Annotated in this window: 23 protein-coding genes and 1 pseudogene; 13 read left to right on the top strand and 11 right to left on the bottom strand. The window is 68.5% G+C overall.

Annotated elements, in window-relative coordinates:
- Positions 1-55: 55 nt before the first annotated feature.
- A complete protein-coding gene (gene rplS / locus GGQ96_RS09080) occupies positions 56-448 on the bottom strand; it encodes a 50S ribosomal protein L19 (protein WP_125992964.1) in 393 nt (130 codons plus the stop codon).
- Positions 445-1,187: pseudogene (gene trmD, locus GGQ96_RS09075) on the bottom strand (tRNA (guanosine(37)-N1)-methyltransferase TrmD). Before trmD ends, rplS begins: the two are co-directional and overlap by 4 nt.
- Between trmD and GGQ96_RS09070 the strand changes: the two are divergent.
- Positions 1,183-2,130 (top strand): NAD(P)/FAD-dependent oxidoreductase, encoded by a 948-nt coding sequence (locus GGQ96_RS09070; protein WP_184113808.1) that lies wholly within the window; start codon positions 1,183-1,185, stop codon positions 2,128-2,130. The pseudogene trmD and the gene GGQ96_RS09070 overlap by 5 nt on opposite strands.
- A gap of 4 nt (positions 2,131-2,134) precedes the next feature.
- Here the strand turns inward: GGQ96_RS09070 and GGQ96_RS09065 are convergent, their stop codons facing one another.
- The 6 genes from GGQ96_RS09065 to GGQ96_RS09040 form a co-directional block, all read right to left on the bottom strand.
- Positions 2,135-3,607, bottom strand: a complete 1,473-nt coding sequence (locus GGQ96_RS09065; RefSeq protein WP_246360358.1) for an amino acid permease — start codon at positions 3,605-3,607, stop codon at positions 2,135-2,137.
- A complete protein-coding gene (gene rimM, locus GGQ96_RS09060; RefSeq protein ID WP_184113806.1) occupies positions 3,562-4,074 on the bottom strand; it encodes a ribosome maturation factor RimM in 513 nt (170 codons plus the stop codon). The genes GGQ96_RS09065 and rimM overlap by 46 nt, the downstream gene beginning before the upstream one ends.
- Complete coding sequence (locus GGQ96_RS09055; RefSeq protein WP_184113804.1) at positions 4,055-4,222, bottom strand: hypothetical protein; 168 nt, start codon at positions 4,220-4,222, stop codon at positions 4,055-4,057. Before GGQ96_RS09055 ends, rimM begins: the two co-directional genes overlap by 20 nt.
- A gap of 267 nt (positions 4,223-4,489) precedes the next feature.
- Complete coding sequence (gene rpsP, locus GGQ96_RS09050; protein WP_184113802.1) at positions 4,490-4,879, bottom strand: 30S ribosomal protein S16; 390 nt, start codon at positions 4,877-4,879, stop codon at positions 4,490-4,492.
- A gap of 49 nt (positions 4,880-4,928) precedes the next feature.
- Positions 4,929-6,449: a signal recognition particle protein gene (gene ffh / locus GGQ96_RS09045; RefSeq protein WP_184113801.1), complete on the bottom strand. Its 1,521-nt coding sequence runs from the start codon at positions 6,447-6,449 to the stop codon at positions 4,929-4,931.
- Between the two features lie 177 nt (positions 6,450-6,626).
- Positions 6,627-8,492, bottom strand: a complete 1,866-nt coding sequence (locus GGQ96_RS09040) for a methyl-accepting chemotaxis protein (RefSeq protein ID WP_184113799.1) — start codon at positions 8,490-8,492, stop codon at positions 6,627-6,629.
- Positions 8,493-8,713: 221 nt separating this feature from the next.
- On the opposite strand from GGQ96_RS09040, the gene mtaB reads away from it, so the two are divergent.
- From mtaB to GGQ96_RS09025, 3 genes are read left to right on the top strand one after another with little or no spacing between them, the layout of a single operon-like run.
- Entirely contained in the window at positions 8,714-9,937 is a 1,224-nt protein-coding gene (mtaB, locus tag GGQ96_RS09035) for a tRNA (N(6)-L-threonylcarbamoyladenosine(37)-C(2))-methylthiotransferase MtaB (protein ID WP_184113797.1), read from the top strand.
- Positions 9,934-10,869: a signal recognition particle-docking protein FtsY gene (gene ftsY, locus GGQ96_RS09030; protein ID WP_184113795.1), complete on the top strand. Its 936-nt coding sequence runs from the start codon at positions 9,934-9,936 to the stop codon at positions 10,867-10,869. The genes mtaB and ftsY overlap by 4 nt, the downstream gene beginning before the upstream one ends.
- Positions 10,866-11,570 carry an inner membrane-spanning protein YciB gene (locus GGQ96_RS09025; protein ID WP_246360356.1) on the top strand — a complete coding sequence of 235 codons (705 nt, stop codon included), beginning with the start codon at positions 10,866-10,868 and terminating at the stop codon, positions 11,568-11,570. Before ftsY ends, GGQ96_RS09025 begins: the two co-directional genes overlap by 4 nt.
- Positions 11,571-11,646: 76 nt before the next feature.
- Here the strand turns inward: GGQ96_RS09025 and GGQ96_RS09020 are convergent, their stop codons facing one another.
- Both GGQ96_RS09020 and pspF read right to left on the bottom strand, forming a co-directional pair.
- Complete coding sequence (locus tag GGQ96_RS09020; protein WP_184113793.1) at positions 11,647-12,258, bottom strand: superoxide dismutase; 612 nt, start codon at positions 12,256-12,258, stop codon at positions 11,647-11,649.
- 67 nt (positions 12,259-12,325) lie between these two features.
- Positions 12,326-13,387 (bottom strand): phage shock protein operon transcriptional activator, encoded by a 1,062-nt coding sequence (gene pspF, locus GGQ96_RS09015; RefSeq protein ID WP_184114200.1) that lies wholly within the window; start codon positions 13,385-13,387, stop codon positions 12,326-12,328.
- A gap of 172 nt (positions 13,388-13,559) precedes the next feature.
- Here pspF and GGQ96_RS09010 point away from each other — a divergent pair, with 172 nt between their 5' ends.
- From GGQ96_RS09010 to GGQ96_RS08970, 9 genes are all read left to right on the top strand, one after another.
- Positions 13,560-13,697 carry a hypothetical protein gene (locus GGQ96_RS09010; protein ID WP_184113791.1) on the top strand — a complete coding sequence of 46 codons (138 nt, stop codon included), beginning with the start codon at positions 13,560-13,562 and terminating at the stop codon, positions 13,695-13,697.
- 37 nt (positions 13,698-13,734) lie between these two features.
- The gene (pspA, locus tag GGQ96_RS09005; protein ID WP_184113789.1) at positions 13,735-14,403 is read left to right on the top strand and encodes a phage shock protein PspA; all 669 of its coding nucleotides are present in this window, start codon (positions 13,735-13,737) and stop codon (positions 14,401-14,403) included.
- Between the two features lie 7 nt (positions 14,404-14,410).
- Positions 14,411-14,722: an envelope stress response membrane protein PspB gene (gene pspB / locus GGQ96_RS09000; protein WP_184114198.1), complete on the top strand. Its 312-nt coding sequence runs from the start codon at positions 14,411-14,413 to the stop codon at positions 14,720-14,722.
- A 1-nt stretch (position 14,723) separates the two neighbouring features.
- Positions 14,724-15,101, top strand: coding sequence for an envelope stress response membrane protein PspC (gene pspC / locus GGQ96_RS08995; protein WP_184113787.1), 378 nt, complete (start codon positions 14,724-14,726; stop codon positions 15,099-15,101).
- Positions 15,102-15,128: 27 nt separating this feature from the next.
- Entirely contained in the window at positions 15,129-15,437 is a 309-nt protein-coding gene (locus GGQ96_RS08990; RefSeq protein WP_184113785.1) for a hypothetical protein, read from the top strand.
- Positions 15,434-15,763 (top strand): hypothetical protein, encoded by a 330-nt coding sequence (locus GGQ96_RS08985; protein WP_246360354.1) that lies wholly within the window; start codon positions 15,434-15,436, stop codon positions 15,761-15,763. Before GGQ96_RS08990 ends, GGQ96_RS08985 begins: the two co-directional genes overlap by 4 nt.
- Before the next feature lie 24 nt (positions 15,764-15,787).
- The gene (locus tag GGQ96_RS08980) at positions 15,788-16,054 is read left to right on the top strand and encodes a hypothetical protein (protein ID WP_246360352.1); all 267 of its coding nucleotides are present in this window, start codon (positions 15,788-15,790) and stop codon (positions 16,052-16,054) included.
- Between the two features lie 14 nt (positions 16,055-16,068).
- Positions 16,069-16,311, top strand: a complete 243-nt coding sequence (locus GGQ96_RS08975) for a hypothetical protein (protein WP_184113783.1) — start codon at positions 16,069-16,071, stop codon at positions 16,309-16,311.
- 141 nt (positions 16,312-16,452) lie between these two features.
- Positions 16,453-16,755: a glycine zipper 2TM domain-containing protein gene (locus tag GGQ96_RS08970; protein WP_246360351.1), complete on the top strand. Its 303-nt coding sequence runs from the start codon at positions 16,453-16,455 to the stop codon at positions 16,753-16,755.
- 60 nt (positions 16,756-16,815) lie between these two features.
- On the opposite strand, the gene GGQ96_RS08965 is transcribed toward GGQ96_RS08970, so the two are convergent.
- Complete coding sequence (locus GGQ96_RS08965) at positions 16,816-17,073, bottom strand: hypothetical protein (protein ID WP_425506694.1); 258 nt, start codon at positions 17,071-17,073, stop codon at positions 16,816-16,818.
- Positions 17,074-17,089 lie beyond the last annotated feature (16 nt).

Raw genomic sequence — 17,089 nt, 5'->3', positions numbered from 1 at the left:
GCGGCCGTCCGTCAGGACGACCGCCGCTCCGGTTACGCAAACTGTCGAGGACCGCTTATTCGGCGGCCGCGCTGCCCTTAGCGGGGCGCGTGTCGCGGCGCTCGGCGATACGCGCCGACTTGCCGGTGCGGCCACGCAGGTAATAGAGCTTCGCGCGACGCACGGCGCCCTTGCGGACCACCTCGATCGAATCGATGTTCGGCGAATAGAGCGGGAAGACGCGCTCGACGCCCTCGCCGAAGGAGATCTTGCGGACCGTGAAGGACGATCCCATGCCCTTGTTCGAGCGCGCGATGCACACGCCCTCATAGGCCTGGACGCGGGTACGCTCGCCTTCGACCACCTTCACGCCGACCTTCAGCGTGTCGCCGGGACGGAATTCGGGGATCGCGCGCTGCGCGGTGAGCTTCTGGATCTGCTCGGCTTCGAGCTGCTGGATCAGGTTCATCGTACGTCTCTCATTCGTCGCCGCGCGCCAGAGGGCGGGGGACCCGAGCGTCCTCGTGACGCTCCCAAAGGTCCGGCCGCCTTAGCCGTGTATCGGTCTCGGCCATGGACGTGCGCCAGGCCGCGATCCGCGCATGATCCCCCGATCGCAGCACTTCGGGGATCGTGCGCCCCTCCCATTCAGCCGGGCGGGTATAGTGGGGATATTCGAGAAGGCCGCTTTCGAAGCTTTCCTCATCCCCACTGGAAGCCGCGCCCATTACCCCCGGAAGCAGCCGAACGCAAGCATCGAGCAGGACCAGCGCCCCCATCTCGCCACCCGACAGGATATAGTCGCCAATCGACACCTCTTCGATCGCGCGCGCCTCGAACAATCGCTGGTCGAATCCCTCGAATCGGCCGCAGAGCAAGGTCGCGCCCGGCCCCGCCGCCAGCGCGCGCACCCGGGCCTGGGACAGCGGGCGCCCTCGCGGCGTCAGCGCCAGCACCGGCAGGTCGGGCGCGGCGGCAGCGGCATGGTCGACCGCGCGCGCCACCACGTCGGCGCGCAGCACCATGCCGGCCCCGCCACCGGCCGGCGTGTCGTCGACCGAGCGATGCCGGTCGGTGGCGAAATCGCGCATCTGGATGGCGTCGCAGCGCCATCGCCCCTCGCGCAGGGCGCGCCCCGCGATCGAATGGCCAAGCGGTCCCGGGAACATCTCCGGGTAGAGGGTGATTACCTGCGCGATGAACATGATCCGCCCCCTTCCCCCGCTCGCGCAGGCCGCGCAAGAGGTGGACGACTGCATCATCGTCGGTGCAGGCCCCGCCGGCCTCACGGCGGCCATCTATCTGGCGCGTTTCTGGCTGAAGATCCGCCTGTTCGATTCGGGCGACAGCCGCGCGCGCTGGATTCCGCGCACCAACAACCATGCCGGCTATCCCGACGGCATCCCGGGCCCCGAGCTGCTCGCGCTGATGCAAGCCCAGGCGGAACGGTTCGGCGCGGTGCGCGAGGAAGCGACCGTCACCGCGATCCGCCCGGACGGCGATGGCTTCGTCGTCCAGGTCGGCGATCGGGGGGCGCGCGCGCGATCGGTGCTGCTGGCGACCGGCGTCGTCAACAACCATCCGGAGATGGATGCGGACCTGCACGCACGCGCGCTCCAGGCCGGGCTGCTGCGCTATTGCCCGATCTGCGACGGCTATGAGGTCACCGACAAGCGCGTCGGGGTGATCGGGCGCGGCCGGCACGGCACCCGCGAGGCGATCTTCCTGCGGGGCTATACGCGCGACGTGACGCTGATCAGCCCCGAGGCGGAGAACGGCCTCGACCCCGACTGCATCGCCGCGCTGGACGATGCGGGCATCCGGCGGATCGATGGTCCGTGCGGCCGCTTCGCGATCGAGGGCGATCGATTCGCGATGGACACCGCCGGCGGCCGACTGGCCTTCGACAGCGTCTATCCGGCGATGGGCTCGGTGATCCGCTCGCGCCTCGCGGTGGAGGCCGGGGCGCGGGCCAATGACGAAGGGTGTCTGGAGGTGGATGACCACCAGCGCACCTCGATCCCCGGCCTGTTCGCGGCCGGCGACGTGGTGAAGGGGCTGGACCAGATCAGCCACGCCATGGGCGAGGCCGGCGTCGCCGCGACCACCATCCGCAACATGCTGAGCGAGCAGCGGCCGCTGCGCCGCTGACGCCCTAGTCCGCCAACGCCGACCGCCGGATCGAATAGCCGAAATAGATCAGGCATGCCGCTCCGATCCACAGGCCGAACAGCAGGAAGGTGTCGGCCGGCAGCCCCGCGATCAGATAGACGCACGCGCCGACGCTCAGCACCGGCAGCACGGGATAGAACGGCACCCGGTAGCCGCGCGGCAGATCGGGCCGGCGACGCCGCAGCAGGATGACGCCGATCGACACGGCGGCGAAGGCGATCAGCGTCCCCATGCTGGTCAGGTTGACCAAAACATCGAGCGGCACCACGGCGGCGAGCAGCGCGACGCCCAGCGCCACCACCCAGCTGTTGCGGCGTGGCACCTGGGTCACCGGGTCAACCTGGCGGAAAAAGGCGGGGAGCAGCCCGTCGCGACTCATCGCAAAGAGGATGCGCGTCTGGCCGTAGAGCACCACCAGGGTGACGCTGAAGATCGACGCGACCGCCCCCAGCGACAGCAGCACCGCCGGCCAGCCCTGCCCGGTCAGGTTGCGGAGGATCACCGCCAACCCCGCCTCTTGCCCCGCGAACGCGGTCCAGGGCTGCGCGCCGAGCGCCGCGACCGCCACCAGGATATAGGCGGCGGTGACGATCAGCAGCGACAGGATGATCGCCAACGGCAGGTTGCGGCGGGGGTCGCGCACCTCCTCGCCCGCCGTCGAGACCGCGTCGATGCCGATATAGGAAAAGAAGATCGACGAGGCCGCCGACCCGATCCCCGCCAGCCCCTTCGGCGCGAAGGGATGGAAGTTGGCGGCCGAGAAATGCGCCAGCGCGATGCCGACGAACAGCGCCAGCACCGCCAGCTTGGCGACGACCAGCACGGCATTCGCGGTGGCCGATTCACGTGCGCCGCGCAGCAGCACGATCAGGCAGAGGCCAACCAGCAGCACCGCCGGCAGGTTGACGATCCCGCCCGCGCCCGGTGGCCGGGCGAGCGCGTCGGGCATCCGCCAGCCGATCGTCAGCCCGAACAGCTCATTCAGATACTGGCCCCAGCCGACCGCGATCGCGGAGGCGGAGACGCCATATTCGAGCAGCAGGCACGCGCCGATCAGGAACGCCGCCAATTCGCCGAGCGTCGCATAGGCATAGGAATAGGAGGAGCCGGCCGCCGGGACGGTCGAGGCCAGCTCGGCATAACAGAGCGCGGTCAGCGCGGCGGTGATACCGGCCAGCACGAACGAGACGGTGACCGCCGGTCCCGCCTCCGGCACCGCAGTGGTCAGCGCCACGAAGATGCCGGTCCCGATCGTCGCGCCGACACCCAGCATGGTGAGCTGGAACAGGCCGAAGCTGCGCGCAAGCGGGCGTTCGCTCGTGCCTTCCCCTTCGGGCCGGGTGTAATAGTCGGCGACCGGCTTGCAGCGGATCAGCCGCAGCCAAAGCGAGGATGGCGGCATCGGCGCGGTCAGGCGGCGAAGTCGGGTTCGATCACCATCCGCTCGGGCGACCATTCGGGCACCGCCTCGGGGCGCATGGGCACCATGAACCGCTTGCCGGTCGGACGCTCGACCTCAATCACGTCGCCCGCGCCGAAGTTATCGACCGCGACGACGGTGCCGATTGGCTCGCCGGCAAGCGTGACGACGGGCAGGCCGATCAGGTCGGCATGATAATATTCGCCCTCCGCCAGCGGCGGCAATGCGCTGCGCGCCACGGTCAGCGCGGTGCCGCGCATCGCCTCGGCGGCGGTGCGGTCGCGAATCTCGGCGAAGCGCGCGATCGCGCCGTTGTTGCCGGCGCGCAGGCTGGTCAGCGTCAGCGCGCCATCGTTGAAGCGGGTGAACGCCGACAGGTCGTCGGCGAACACCTTCAGCCGCACCTCGCCCGCCACGCCATGCGCGCCGATGATGGCGGCCAGCGTGACGGGTGCGGGTGCGGGTGCGGATGGGGTGGCGGGATCAGCCTTGGGGGGAACCATCGGTCTCCGGGGCGGCGCTGTCGTCGCCTTCGGCCGGAGCCTGGGCCGACTGGCCGTCATTGCTGGCGTCGCTGAGCGGCGCGGGCTTGGGGGTCGCGTCCTCGCCGTCGTCCGGCGCGGTGCGGGGATCGGGATCCTGTTCGGTCATGCATCGTCTCCTGCTATGCGGGAGGGGAACGCATGACGGCCCGTTATGCTGCCACAGGAGGGACAGCGGGCCGGGTACGCCGTCGCGAGCGCCGCCCGTTCCACCCCACCCCGGCGGAGCCGGGGTCCAGTTGCGGAACGGTCGTGAGAGCAAAGCAGCGTTCCCAACTGGTTCCCGGCCTTCGTCGGGGGGACTGGGAGCGCCGATCGGCTCTCTCGATGCAGCAGGCAAGGGGACGACCCGCAGGACGCCCCCTCGCCCCGACGATCACTCGGCGGTGGCGGTTTCGCCGGTCGCCTCGGCGGCGGCTTCCTGCGCGGCCTTCAGCTTCTCGGCACGCTCCTCGGCGCGCTCGGTGGCCTTCTCGCCCGGCTTGGCCTTGTTCGGGTTGTTGCGCGCGGCGCGCTCGCGGACACCGGCCTGGTCCAGGAAGCGGGCGACGCGGTCGGTCGGCTGCGCGCCATTGGCCAGCCAGTGCTTGGCGCGCTCGGCGTCGAGCACGATCCGCTGCTCATTGTCCTTGGCGAGCAGCGGATTGTAGTTGCCGATCTTCTCGATGAACTTGCCGTCGCGGGGGCTGCGCGCATCGGCCACGACGATGCGGTAATAGGGACGCTTCTTGGAGCCGCCACGCGACAGACGAATGCTGAGTGCCATGTTACTTAAGTCCTTGCTTCACGTTTTCAGGATATCGGCCGGAGCCGGATCACTTCTTCTTCAACAAACCTTCGAAACCGGGGGGCAGCTTGGGCAATTCGCCGCTGCCGAGCGCGTCCAGGCCGGGCAAGGTCTTGCCGCCCGCGGCCTTCTGCATCAGGTCGCCCATGCCGGGTCCGCCGATCGCATTGCCCAGTCCGCCCAGGCCGCCGCCCAGGCCGCCCTTGCCCAGCATCGCCATCATCCCCTTGATGCCGCCCATCTTCTTGAGCTTCTTCATCGCGGTGGACATTTCCTGATGCATCTTCAGGAGCTTGTTCACGTCCTGCACGGTCGTGCCGGACCCCTTGGCGATCCGGATCTTGCGCTTGGCGTTGATCAATTCGGGTTTGGAGCGCTCCTTGGGGGTCATCGAGCCGATCATCGCATCCATATGGATCAGGATCTTGTCGCCGCCCGCCTGCTGGAGCGCTCCTTGCGCCTTCTTCATGCCGGGCATCATGCCCGCCAGCGCGCCGAGACCGCCCATGCGGCGCATCTGCGCCAGCTGGCCGCGCAGGTCGTTCATGTCGAACTGACCCTTGGCCATCTTCATGGCCATGCGCTCGGCGTCTTCCTGCTGGATCGACTCCGCCGCCCGCTCGACCAGCGAGACGACGTCGCCCATGCCCAGGATGCGCCCTGCCACCCGCTCGGGGTGGAAGGCCTCGAGCGCGTCCATCTTCTCGCCGGTGCCGGCGAACTTGATCGGCTTGCCGGTGACCGCGCGCATCGACAGCGCAGCGCCACCGCGCGCGTCGCCGTCCATGCGGGTCAGCACCACGCCGGTCAGCGGCACCTGTTCGGAGAAGCTGGTGGCGACGTTGACCGCGTCCTGGCCGGTCAGCGAGTCGACCACCAGCAGGATTTCCTGCGGCTTCGCGATGTCGGCGACCGCCTTCATCTCGTCCATCAGCGCCTGATCGACGTGCAGGCGACCGGCGGTGTCGAGCATCAGCACGTCGAAACCCTGGAGCTTCGCCGCCTGCATCGCGCGTCGCGCGATCTCGACCGGTTGCTGGCCGGCGATGATCGGCAGCGTCGCTACCTCGACCTGGGTGCCCAGCGTCGCGAGCTGCTCCTGCGCCGCGGGGCGCGCGACGTCGAGCGACGCCATCAGCACCTTCTTGCGGTCGCGGTTCGCCAGCGTGCCCTGCGACAGGCGCTTGGCGATCTTGGCGGTGGTCGTCGTCTTGCCCGACCCCTGCAGGCCGACCATCATCACCACCGCCGGCGGCGTGACGTCGAGCAGCAGCGTGGATTCGTCCGCGCCCAGCATCTCGACCAGCGCGTCGTTGACGATCTTGATGACCTGCTGGCCCGGCGTGACCGAACGCAGCACGTTCTGGCCAATCGCCTGCTCGGTCGCCCGGTCGACGAACTGGCGGGCGACGGGCAGCGCCACGTCCGCCTCCAGCAACGCGACGCGCACCTCGCGCATCGCGGTGCGAACATCCGCCTCGGTCAGCGCGCCACGCCCACGCAGACGGTCGAAGACACCGCCAAGCCGGTCGCTCAGACTCTCGAACATGGGGACATCAACCTCTACTCGGGCCAAACGCAAAAGCGCCGGCGGGCGAAACCTCGCCGGCCAGCGTGCATGCCGCGGCAATGGCGGTCATGCGTGTCATCAGCGTTCGACAACGGAACGATCGCGCGGCCTTAAGCGAAAGCCCCGCGCTTGGCAAGCGCGGGGCGAAACGCAGGATCAGAAGGACGTCCAGTCGTCGCCATTGTCCCCGGCTGACGCGGGCAGCACCTGGGGTGCGCGGACCAGCGCGGGCAGCGCCGCGGCGGGAAGCGGCCGCACCGGCCCCTCGAACCGCCGTGCCATCGCGCCCCCACCCGTGTTGAACCGCGCGGCCTGGTCGGCGAGATTGGCGGTCTCGCTCGCCAGGTTGCGCGCGGCGGCCGACGTCTCCTCGACCATCGCCGCATTCTGCTGGGTGCTGCGATCCATGCTGCCGATCGTGCTGGCGACCTGGGTGATCGCCGCCGCCTGGGCCTGGTTGTCGGTGGCGATGGTCGCAAGCAGGCCGTGCACTTCAGTCACGTCGCCCGAAATCGCCGACAACGCGCCATCGACCTTCTGCACCGCCTCCACGGCGGTCACGATGTCGGCCTGGGTCGCGGTCAGCTGCTCGCGAGCGCGCTTCGCCTCCTCCTCGGAGCGCATGGCGAGCGCCGATACCAGGTCGGCGACCACCGCGAAGCCGCGCCCCGCGTCCCCCGCCCGGCCCGACTCGACCGCTGCGTTCATCGCCAGCACGCGGGTCTGGAATGCGATCTTGTCGAGGCCCTCGATCACCGAGTCGATCCCCTTGGCGCTGTCGGACACGCGGCCCATCGCCTGCACCGCCTCGTCCGCCACCACCCGGCCCCCGCCGACCGTGGCGATCGTCTGGTCCGCGCGCTCCACCGTCCGGCCGGCGGCGGTGGCGGTCGCCTTCAACCGTCCGTCCATCTGGGCGATCGCGGAGGCGGTCTGTTCCAGCGAAGAGGCATTCGTCTCCGTCCGACGCGCCAGATCCTCCGCCGCCTGGGCGATCTCACCCGATCCGCTCCGGATCGCCAGCGCCCCGTCCGACACCGCGCCGATCAGGTCTCGCAATTTGTCGAGCGCCTCGTTGAAGTTGCGCTTCAGCGTGTCGTACTCGGAGGGGAAGGCGGCACGGATCGGCGTGGTCAGGTCGCCGTCCGACAGGCGCGACAGGTGCGAGGAGACGGTGTCCACCACCATCCGCTGTTCGGCGTCGCGCGTCGCCTTTTCGGCATCGATGGCAGCTTTGGCGATGCCGTTGTCGCGGAACACCTGCACCGCGCGCGCCATCACGCCCACCTCGTCCTTGCGTTCGGCATCGCCGACCGGTTCGGCATAGTCGCCGGCGGCGTAGCGATCCATCCGATCGCGCAACCGGCTCAGCGGACCGGTGATGCTGGACCGGGTCAGCGCCATCGCCGCACCGATCCCCGCCAGCGTGCCGAGCAAGGCGGTCAGCATCATCTTCAAGGCGGTGTCGTGCATCCTGTCGGTCAGTCGGTCGGACTCGGCCTGGGAGGATTCGACCTGCCGGTTGGAATAGGGGATCATCTCGCTTCGCATCTGCTGGCTGCGACGGTCGACGGACACCAGGATCGCCCGTGCAGCGACGATATCCTTGCGCCGTGCGGCCGCGATCGCCGCCTGGCAACTCTCGTGCAGACCATGGAGGCGGGTGATGAAGCCGTTGATCACTGTCCTTTGGGAGGGGTCGACCGTGCCGACCTCCTTCAGCCGGACCAGCGCCTGGCTGAACGACGCCAGCTCCTCCGCCGCCGCATCCCTGCCCATCGGGGTATCGGCGCCGTAGGCGATCACCTGATAGGAGCGCAGGCCCATCTCCAGCACACGGCGATTGGCCTGGGACAGACGGATCGCCGGCACCATCTTGGTCGAGAGCAATTTCGTATAGACGGCATCGGAGTCGAAAAGCCGAGCCACCCCGCTGACGGCGACGGTCAGCGTGATCGCCCCCATCGCCAGCAGCAGCAGGGTGATCTTCAGGGATATCCTGAGATTGTGGATAAAGGTCATGTCGGCTCCCGGTCTTGGTATCGAGGGCGGACACCCCCACACGCAGAAGCTCGGCGAGGCGGGATGTCCGTCTGCTTACCTCCTGCTTATGGCCGATTTGTCCGGCCACCGGTCGCGACCCATGGTTTTTCTGCACCCGAAGACCCGACCGCTCCCGGCCACCCGGCCCCCGCGCCGGCCATGTCATGGACTTGGAGGCGATCGGACACTAGATCGCCTGCATGTCTCTGCCCGAGCCGGAGGTCGTCAGCCTCGGCTGCCGCCTCAACATAGCCGAGAGCGAAACGATCCGCAGCCTGCTCGCCGGGCGCGACGGCACGCGCGACATGGTCGTGGTCAACAGCTGCGCCGTCACCAACGAGGCGGTGAAGCAGACCCGCGCCGCGATCCGCCGCGCCGCACGCGACCGCCCGGGCGCGGCGATCGTCGTCACCGGCTGCGCGGCGACGATCGACCCGGCCGGCTTCGCGGCGATGCCCGAAGTCGCGCGCGTCGTCGCCAACGCCGCCAAGCTGATGCCGGCGAGCTGGGGAGCGCCCCGCTCCACCAAGCCCGCCGCCTTCGCCGGCCATGCCCGTGCCTTCGTCGAGGTGCAGAATGGCTGCGACCATCGCTGCACCTTCTGCATCATCCCGCAGGGCCGCGGGGCCAGCCGATCGGTGCCGGCGGGACTGGTGATCGAGCGGGTGCGCGCGCTGGTAGCGGCCGGCCACCGCGAAGTGGTGCTGACCGGCGTCGACCTGACCAGCTACGGCCCCGACCTGCCGGGCCGCCCCACCCTGGGCGCGCTGGTCGAGCGCATCCTGACCCATGTCCCCGACCTGCCGCGCTTGCGCCTGTCCTCGCTCGATTCGGTCGAGATCGACGAGCGGCTGTTCGCGCTGGTGACGCAGGAGCCGCGGGTGATGCCGCATCTCCACCTGTCGCTCCAGGCCGGCAACGACCTGATCCTCAAGCGGATGAAGCGCCGCCATTCCCGTCGCGACTCGATAGCGCTGGTCGAGCGGCTGAAGGCGGCGCGGCCGGAGCTGGCGATCGGCGCGGACCTGATCGCCGGCTTCCCGACCGAGGATGAGGCGATGGCCGCCGACACGCTGGCGCTGATCGACGAGGCCGACATCGTCCATGCGCATATCTTTCCCTATTCGCCACGCAGCGGCACGCCCGCCGCGCGGATGCCGCAGGTCGCGCCCGAGCGTCGCCGCGAGCGCGCCGCCCGGCTCCGCGCGGCGGCGGCGGCGCGGCGCGCCCGCTGGCTCGCTTCGCTGGTCGGCAGCGAGCAGGCGATCCTGGTCGAGCGGCCCGGCACGCGCGGTCCAGTCACACGCGGCCACGCCGGCAACTTCGCCGATATCCATTGCACCTCCCCCGCCGAACCCGGCACGCTGCGGCGCGTCGCGGTGACCGGCGCGACCGACACCAACCTCATCGGAACCCTGCTATGAGCACCACCCCATCCTGGCACGAGAAGCTGCTCGGCGGCTTCAAGCGCACCTCGGACCGGCTGGTCGGCAATCTCGCCGGCCTGGGCGGCGCGCGGCTCGACGACGAAACGCTCGACGAGATCGAGGAGGCGCTGATCGCCTCCGACCTGGGGCCGCAGACCGCCGGCCATATCCGCACGCGCCTAGCGGAGGGAACGTTCGAGCGGAACATGGAGGAGCTGGGCATCCGCCTGGTGGTGGCCGAGGAGGTGGAGAAGGCGCTGGCCCGCGTCGCCACGCCGCTGGAGGTGACCGCCTTCCCCCGGCCGCAGGTCATTCTGGTGATCGGCGTCAATGGCTCGGGCAAGACGACCACGATCGCCAAGCTCGCGCATCTGCTGATGGAGCAGGATTATGGCGTGATGCTGGCGGCGGGCGACACGTTCCGCGCCGCCGCGATCGGGCAGCTACGCACCTGGGCGGAGCGGGTCGGCGTGCCGATCGTCACCGGCAAGGAAGGCGGCGATGCCGCCGGTATCGTGTTTGAGGCGGTGAAACAGGCGACCGAGACCGGCATCGACGTGCTGATCGTCGACACCGCGGGTCGGCTCCAGAACAAACGCGAACTGATGGACGAGCTGGCCAAGATCCGCCGCGTGCTCGGCCGGCTCAATCCCGCCTCCCCGCATGACGTGGTGCTGGTGCTGGACGCCACCACCGGGCAGAACGCGCTCAACCAGATCGAGGTGTTCAAGGACGTGGCCGGGGTCACCGGCCTGGTCATGACCAAGCTGGACGGCACCGCGCGCGGCGGCGTGCTGGTCGCGGCGGCGGAAAAATACGGCCTGCCCATCCATGCGATCGGCGTCGGCGAGGGGATGACCGACCTGCGCCCGTTCGACGCCAACGAGGTCAGCCGCATCATCGCCGGCGTGGAGGACAAGCGCAAATGACCCGCCCGACCACCGCGACGACCATGATCGCGACGGACGCTCATCCCGGCCTGCGCATGGCGGTGGACTATGCGCCGCTCGTCATCTTCTTCCTCGTCAATTTCCTCGCGCCGGCCGAGCCGATGATGCGGCTGGTTGCGCAATTCAGCGGCTTCCTCTCGGGCATGGAGCGGCTGGGCGCGATTGTGATCGCGCGCGTCATCTGCGCCACCGCCGCCTTCATCCTCGCCACCCTGGTCGCGATGGTCGTGTCGCGGGTGAAGCTGGGCCATGTTTCGCCGATGCTGTGGATCTCGGGCGTGCTGGTCGTGGTGTTCGGCGGGCTGACCATCTATTTCCACGACCCGCGCTTCATCCAGATGAAGCCGACCATCGTCTATGCCGCCTTCGCCGCGGTGCTGCTGTTCGGGCTGGTCACCGGCCGGCCGCTGCTCCAGGGCCTGCTCGGCACCGCCTATCCGGGGCTGAGCGCCGAAGGCTGGCGCAAGCTGACGCGCAACTGGATGCTCTTCTTCCTCGCCATGGCGGTGCTGAACGAAGTCGTCTGGCGCTCGACCAACTGGAATTTCTGGGTCGGGTTCAAGCTGTGGGGCGCGATCCCGCTGACGCTGGGCTTCGCGCTCGCCAACATGCCGATGCTGCTGCGCCACGGCTTCCAGGCGGGCGGCGACCTGCCCCGGGACGTGCCGCCAGCGGACTGAGCCCTCTCGCGCCTCCCCACCGGGGGAGACGTTTTCTGGAAAGAAAAAGGGCTCCCGGAGGAGCCCTTTCCCGTCCTTACTTCTTCGCCGCGTCGTAGCGCTGGCCGACCGTGTCCCAGTCGACCACGTCCCACCACGCCTTCAGATAGGCGGCGCGATCGTTCTTGTAGGTCAGGTAATAGGCGTGCTCCCACACGTCGTTGCCGAGCAGCGGCGTACCGCGATCCTTCACGTCGTCCATCAGGGGATTGTCCTGGTTGGGCGTGGACGTGACCTTGAGCGCGCCGGCATCGTCGACGATCAGCCACGCCCAGCCCGAGCCGAACTGGCCCGCGCCCTTGGTGTTGAACTCGTCCTTCAGCTTGTCGAGGCCGCCGAAGGTCGACTCGATCGCCTCGGCGAGCGCGCCGGAGGGCTGGCCGCCGCCCTGCTTCATCGACTTCCAGAAGAAGTCGTGGTTCCAGTACCCACCGCCATTGTTGCGGACCAGCGGCGGCTGCGACGAGATCGTCGCCAGGATATCCTCGATCGACTTGCCCTGCAGCGCCGGGTCCTTCTCGACGCCTTCGTTCAGCTTGTCGGTATAGGCCTTGTGATGCTTGTCGTGGTGGAACGTCATCGTCTCCTTGGAGATGGTCGGCTCCAGCGCGTCATAGTCATAGGGCAGCGGCGGCAGTTCGAAGGCCATCGGGCTCACTCCTGATTGGGTTCGTGCGGTGAACGCACGCCCGTCCCCGTTGCTCCCCCGACGCGCGTTACGCAACCGTTCCGATCAGGTCGTGCCGGCGCAGCGCATGGCGGAGCTGGTCATAGGACAGGCCGAGCGCATCGGCGGTCTGGCGCTGGTTGAAGCGGTTCTCCGCCAAAGCTCGCGCCAGCAGCTCCCGCTCGAACCGCGCGACCCGGCTCTTGAAGTCGGACGGGCCGACCTCGCACGCCGCCACCTCGTCGTCGCTGCCGGGAGGCGGCGGCGCGATCGCCGTCGCCTCCGGCTCGCCCCGCTCGTCCTGCGCGCGCGTCGCGGCGGGGGCCTGGCCGCGCGGGCGATAGGGCGAGGCGAAAGGATCGATCTCGATCGAGTCGACCGGCCCGTCCTGCTCCCAGCGATAGACGGCGCGTTCGACCACGTTGCGCAGCTCGCGGACGTTGCCGGGCCAGCGGTGCCCGCTCAGATGGTCGAGCGCGGCGGGGCCGAAGCCGGGCCAGCGCTGCCAGCCCAGTTCCGCCGCCATCCGCCGGCCGAAATGATCGGCCAGCACCACCACGTCCCCGGCCCGCGCGCGGAGCGGCGGCAGGGTCACCACCTCGAAGCAAAGCCGGTCGAGCAGGTCGGCGCGGAACTCGTGCCGGTCGACCTTGTCGGGCAGATGCTCGTTGGTCGCCGCGACGATCCGGACATCGACCCGGACGGGCCGGGACGAGCCGATGCGCGTGATCTCGCCATATTCGACCGCGCGCAGCAGCCGGTCCTGCGCCGCCATCGACAGGGTGCCGAGTTCGTCCAGGAACAGGGTGCCGCCATCCGCCTCCTCGAACCGCCCGGCGCGCGCCTTGGTCGCGCCGGTGAAGGCGCCGGCCTCGTGCCCGAACAATTCCGCCTCGATCAGCGTCTCGGGCAGCGCGGCGCAGTTCATGATGACCAGCGGCTGGTCCCAGCGCGGCGACAGGCGGTGGAGGCGCTCGGCGACCAGCTCCTTGCCGGTCCCGCGTTCGCCGATGACGAGCACGGGCCGGTCCAGCGCGGCCGCCCGGCTCGCGCGTTCCAGGGCATCGAGGAACGCCCCCGACTGACCGATCACCTGGCTCGTCCGTTCCATCCCCAAGGATTGGCGCATTTCCCCAAAGCTTGGCAAGTCGTGAGAGGGCCGGGTTGGTGTTTTTCTTTCAAGAACCGCGGAAATCCGCCATTTTTGAAACTGGCACGGGCCGTGCAATGCCTGGAATATCCCGCCGCACCGGCGGCCAGACACAAGGTTTCAGGAGGTTTCCATGCTCAAGATCGTCGCCACCAAGTTCGCCGCCCTCGCCCTCACCGTCGTGCTGAGCGGCACCTGCATCATGGCCGCCGTCGGCCCCGCCCAGGGCGACAGCAAGACGGTCGCCAGCACCACGCGCTTCATGGCATAAGGCGATGAACGCACTCACGGTCCCTCAGGAGTTTATGATGGGCATCTTCTCCCGCACCCGCGACATCGTCGCCGCCAACTTCGCCGATCTGCTCGACAAGGCGGAGGATCCGTCGAAGATGATCCGCATGATCATCCTCGAAATGGAGGAGACCTTGGTCGAGGTGCGCGCCTCCGCCGCCCGCACCATCGCCGACCAGAAAGAAATGCGCCGCCACATCGCCAAGCTGGAACAGCTGGAGGCGAACTGGACCGAGAAGGCGGAACTGGCGCTCAGCAAGGACCGTGAGGACCTGGCCAAGGCGGCGCTGGTCGAGCGGCAGAAGGCCACCGACATGGCCGAGCAGCTCAAGGCCGAAGTGCAGGTGCTCGACGACGCGCTGCGCGCCTCGGAAGAGGACATCGCCAAGCTGCAAGGCCGGCTCCGCGAGGCGCGGACCAAGCAGTCGAACATCCAGACCCGAATTGAGACCGCCAACAACCGCTTCCGCCTGCGCGACATGTACGCCGGCCCCAAGACGCAGGAGGCATTCAGCCGCTTCACCGACCTGGAGCGCCGCGCCGACGAGGCTGAGGGCCGCGCCGAGGCGATGGGCCTGGGAATCGGCAAGAGCCTCGAGGAGGAGATCGCCGAACTGCGCCAGAGCGACCGGGTCGACGAGGAACTGGCCGCGATGAAGCGCCGCCTGCAGAGCCGGGAGGGCTGACCCGATGCTGGACGAAATCCTTCTGCCGATCATGGTCGTCGGCATGCTGTTCATCGGCCTGCCCTGGATCATCCTCCACTATCTGACCAAGTGGCGGCAGGCGCCGAAGATCACCGAGGAAGACGAGCGAATGCTGGACGAGATGTACAATCTCGCCCGCCGCCTTGAAGACCGGCTGAATACCGTCGAGCGCATCGTCGCTGCCGACAATCCGGACTTCCGCCCCGGCCTGAACGCGCCGCAAGCCGGCTATTCGAACGATCTGCCGTCGACCAACCGGTTCGACCGCATCGACCGCACCTTCAACCGGAGCAACTGAGATGGCTGCCCGCACCCAATTCTACCTGAACAAGCAGGATGCCAAGTATAAGGGCGTCTGCGCCGGCATCGCCGATTACACGGGGATCGAGGTCCTCTGGGTCCGCGTCGCGCTGATCCTGTTGACCTTCGCCGGCGGCTTTCCCTGGACGCTGATCGCCTATGGGCTGATCGCCTGGATGGCGCAGACCAAGCCGATCGGCCTCTACCAGGACGCGCAGGACCAGAAATTCTGGCAGGGCGTCCGCGCCAATCCGACGCGCTCCACCGCCGAGGTCCGCTCCAAGCTGCGCGACATCGATCGCCGCCTGGCGGACATGGAGACCCATTTCACCAGCCGCAACAGCGCGCTGGCCAAGGAAATCGACAGCCTGCGCTAAGACGGGCTCATAGAGGGGACGAAGACGATGTCGAACCTGGCTCTGCTCATTCCGATCGCGGCGATCACGATCGGGCCGATCTCCTGGGTCGCCAACAACTGGCTGCGCACCAAGCACGGCTACGCGCCGCAGGACTACCGCAGCAGCCGACGCCGGGGCGGCGGCGGAGAGAGCCTGGAGGCGGAGCGCAAGATCATGCTCCTCTCCAACGAGAACGAGAAGCTGACCGGGCAAGTCGGGCGGCTGGAGGAGCGGATCGCGGTGCTGGAGCGCATCGCCACCGATCCCGCCGAGCGCACCGCCCGCGAGATCGAAGCGCTGCGGGGGCCGAAATGACCTATGTGACCGATATCGGCCCGCTCGATTTCCTTGCAGGCAACGGCTTCACCATCTTCATGATCGCCTTTGTGCTGGTCGGTCTGCCGGTGATCCTGGGTGTCGGCCAGGCGATGTTCCAGCGCTGGCTGACCCACAAGGAACGCATGGCCGAGGCGCTGAACGCCCAGGCGGCGGAGAAGGCGGCGCAATATGCGGCGCAGGCCGAGCGGCTGGAGATGCGGGTCCAGGTGCTGGAGCGGATCGTCACCGATCGCGGCGCCAGCCTGTCCGTCGAGATCGAGCGGCTGCGCGACGCGACGCCCCCGCCCCCCGCCCTCAACTGACGCCATTCCATCGGAGCGCCCGCCATGACGTTCTTTTCCATGGTCTTCGGCATCGTCACCGTGGTGATGATCGCGCAGATCCTGTCCGCCCGTTACCGCGCGCTCGGCCAGCAGGCCGAAGCGCACACACCCAACTCCCTCCCGCATTCCGTCCAGAGCATCGACCAGATGCGCGCGCAGGACGAGATCCGCCAGCTCAAGGAGCGGGTCGCCGTGCTGGAGCGCGTGATCACCGACCATAACCGCAGCATCGACCTCGACCGCGAGATCGACCGGCTGCGCGACCGCTGAAAGGAGGCGACATCATGACCGACCCGTTCACGACCCTGACCCTGTCCCTCTCCGGCCTGGCCGGGGTCGGCATCCTCGCCGCCGCCGGCCTGTCCGGCTGGCGCGGCTGGCTCCAGCTCCAGCACAGCCAGATGATCGCCCGTGGCGACGAGGGCGCATCCATCGCCATGCCTCATGCCGGCGCCCGGATCGAGATGGCCGACCTGAAGGAGCGCATCCGCAAGCTGGAGGCGATCGCCGCCGGCGTCGATCTCTGATCGCGGGGGACGCTCCGTTCATCGTCTTTTTGTCCCGCAATGGGAACCGATCCGAAGATGAACGCGACGTTGTTTAGGGTTCATGCAACCGCCATTAAAGGCCTACGTTTCGCTACCGTGACTATGAAATGGGAGTAGACGATGCGTAAGCTGATGCTGGTTTTGGGTTGTGCCGCGATGGTGACCCCGACCCTGATCGCCACCACCGAGAATGCCGACGCCCAGCGTCGCTACAAGTATCGTGAATGGCGCGACGATCGTGGCCGGGTCCGCTGCCGCAAGCCGGACGGCACCACCGGCCTGGTGGTCGGCGGCCTGGCGGGCGGCGCCCTGGGCAATATCATCAGCAACGGCCGGTCGAGCCTGCTTGGCACGTTGATCGGCGCGGGCGGCGGCGCGTTGCTTGGCCGCTCGGTCGATCGCGGGCAGGTCGTCTGCCGCTAAGAGCTAGACGGTTGGTCACGGGGAGGCCCGGCGCTTACGCGTCGGGCCTTTCGTGTGTCGTCAGAAGATGCCGCCGCCCAGCATCAGTCGCAGCGCGAAGATGATGATGAGGACGATGTTGAGGTTGCGCCCGCCATTGCTCGACGACAACGCGCCGACCGCCGCGCCGACGATGCCGATCGGGATGACCAGCCAGTTCATCCAGCCCAGAAAGGGGAAGAAGGCGACGATGCCGGAGGCCAGCGTGACCAGGCCGATGAGGATCGAGACGAGATTGAGCATGGCCGTGAAGATGGCCGCTCCCTTCGTGCAGGACAAGAACGCATGATTTGCC

It is taken from the genome of Sphingomonas abaci, from assembly GCF_014199625.1.
Lineage (GTDB): Bacteria > Pseudomonadota > Alphaproteobacteria > Sphingomonadales > Sphingomonadaceae > Sphingomonas > Sphingomonas abaci.
Note: the sequence above shows the minus strand (reverse complement) of the source record. Positions and strands in the feature narration are given on the sequence as shown.

What these genes read in the sequence shown, in the direction of transcription:
- rplS (WP_125992964.1), bottom strand. Translation starts at nt 448, where the DNA reads ATGAACCTGATCCAGCAGCTCGAAGCCGAGCAGATCCAGAAGCTCACC.
- GGQ96_RS09070 (WP_184113808.1), top strand. Translation starts at nt 1,183, where the DNA reads ATGATCCGCCCCCTTCCCCCGCTCGCGCAGGCCGCGCAAGAGGTGGAC.
- GGQ96_RS09065 (WP_246360358.1), bottom strand. Translation starts at nt 3,607, where the DNA reads ATGGTCGCCCGAGCGGATGGTGATCGAACCCGACTTCGCCGCCTGACC.
- rimM (WP_184113806.1), bottom strand. Translation starts at nt 4,074, where the DNA reads ATGGTTCCCCCCAAGGCTGATCCCGCCACCCCATCCGCACCCGCACCC.
- GGQ96_RS09055 (WP_184113804.1), bottom strand. Translation starts at nt 4,222, where the DNA reads ATGACCGAACAGGATCCCGATCCCCGCACCGCGCCGGACGACGGCGAG.
- rpsP (WP_184113802.1), bottom strand. Translation starts at nt 4,879, where the DNA reads ATGGCACTCAGCATTCGTCTGTCGCGTGGCGGCTCCAAGAAGCGTCCC.
- ffh (WP_184113801.1), bottom strand. Translation starts at nt 6,449, where the DNA reads ATGTTCGAGAGTCTGAGCGACCGGCTTGGCGGTGTCTTCGACCGTCTG.
- GGQ96_RS09040 (WP_184113799.1), bottom strand. Translation starts at nt 8,492, where the DNA reads ATGACCTTTATCCACAATCTCAGGATATCCCTGAAGATCACCCTGCTG.
- mtaB (WP_184113797.1), top strand. Translation starts at nt 8,714, where the DNA reads ATGTCTCTGCCCGAGCCGGAGGTCGTCAGCCTCGGCTGCCGCCTCAAC.
- ftsY (WP_184113795.1), top strand. Translation starts at nt 9,934, where the DNA reads ATGAGCACCACCCCATCCTGGCACGAGAAGCTGCTCGGCGGCTTCAAG.
- GGQ96_RS09025 (WP_246360356.1), top strand. Translation starts at nt 10,866, where the DNA reads ATGACCCGCCCGACCACCGCGACGACCATGATCGCGACGGACGCTCAT.
- GGQ96_RS09020 (WP_184113793.1), bottom strand. Translation starts at nt 12,258, where the DNA reads ATGGCCTTCGAACTGCCGCCGCTGCCCTATGACTATGACGCGCTGGAG.
- pspF (WP_184114200.1), bottom strand. Translation starts at nt 13,387, where the DNA reads ATGGAACGGACGAGCCAGGTGATCGGTCAGTCGGGGGCGTTCCTCGAT.
- GGQ96_RS09010 (WP_184113791.1), top strand. Translation starts at nt 13,560, where the DNA reads ATGCTCAAGATCGTCGCCACCAAGTTCGCCGCCCTCGCCCTCACCGTC.
- pspA (WP_184113789.1), top strand. Translation starts at nt 13,735, where the DNA reads ATGGGCATCTTCTCCCGCACCCGCGACATCGTCGCCGCCAACTTCGCC.
- pspC (WP_184113787.1), top strand. Translation starts at nt 14,724, where the DNA reads ATGGCTGCCCGCACCCAATTCTACCTGAACAAGCAGGATGCCAAGTAT.
- GGQ96_RS08990 (WP_184113785.1), top strand. Translation starts at nt 15,129, where the DNA reads ATGTCGAACCTGGCTCTGCTCATTCCGATCGCGGCGATCACGATCGGG.
- GGQ96_RS08985 (WP_246360354.1), top strand. Translation starts at nt 15,434, where the DNA reads ATGACCTATGTGACCGATATCGGCCCGCTCGATTTCCTTGCAGGCAAC.
- GGQ96_RS08980 (WP_246360352.1), top strand. Translation starts at nt 15,788, where the DNA reads ATGACGTTCTTTTCCATGGTCTTCGGCATCGTCACCGTGGTGATGATC.
- GGQ96_RS08975 (WP_184113783.1), top strand. Translation starts at nt 16,069, where the DNA reads ATGACCGACCCGTTCACGACCCTGACCCTGTCCCTCTCCGGCCTGGCC.
- GGQ96_RS08970 (WP_246360351.1), top strand. Translation starts at nt 16,453, where the DNA reads ATGCGTAAGCTGATGCTGGTTTTGGGTTGTGCCGCGATGGTGACCCCG.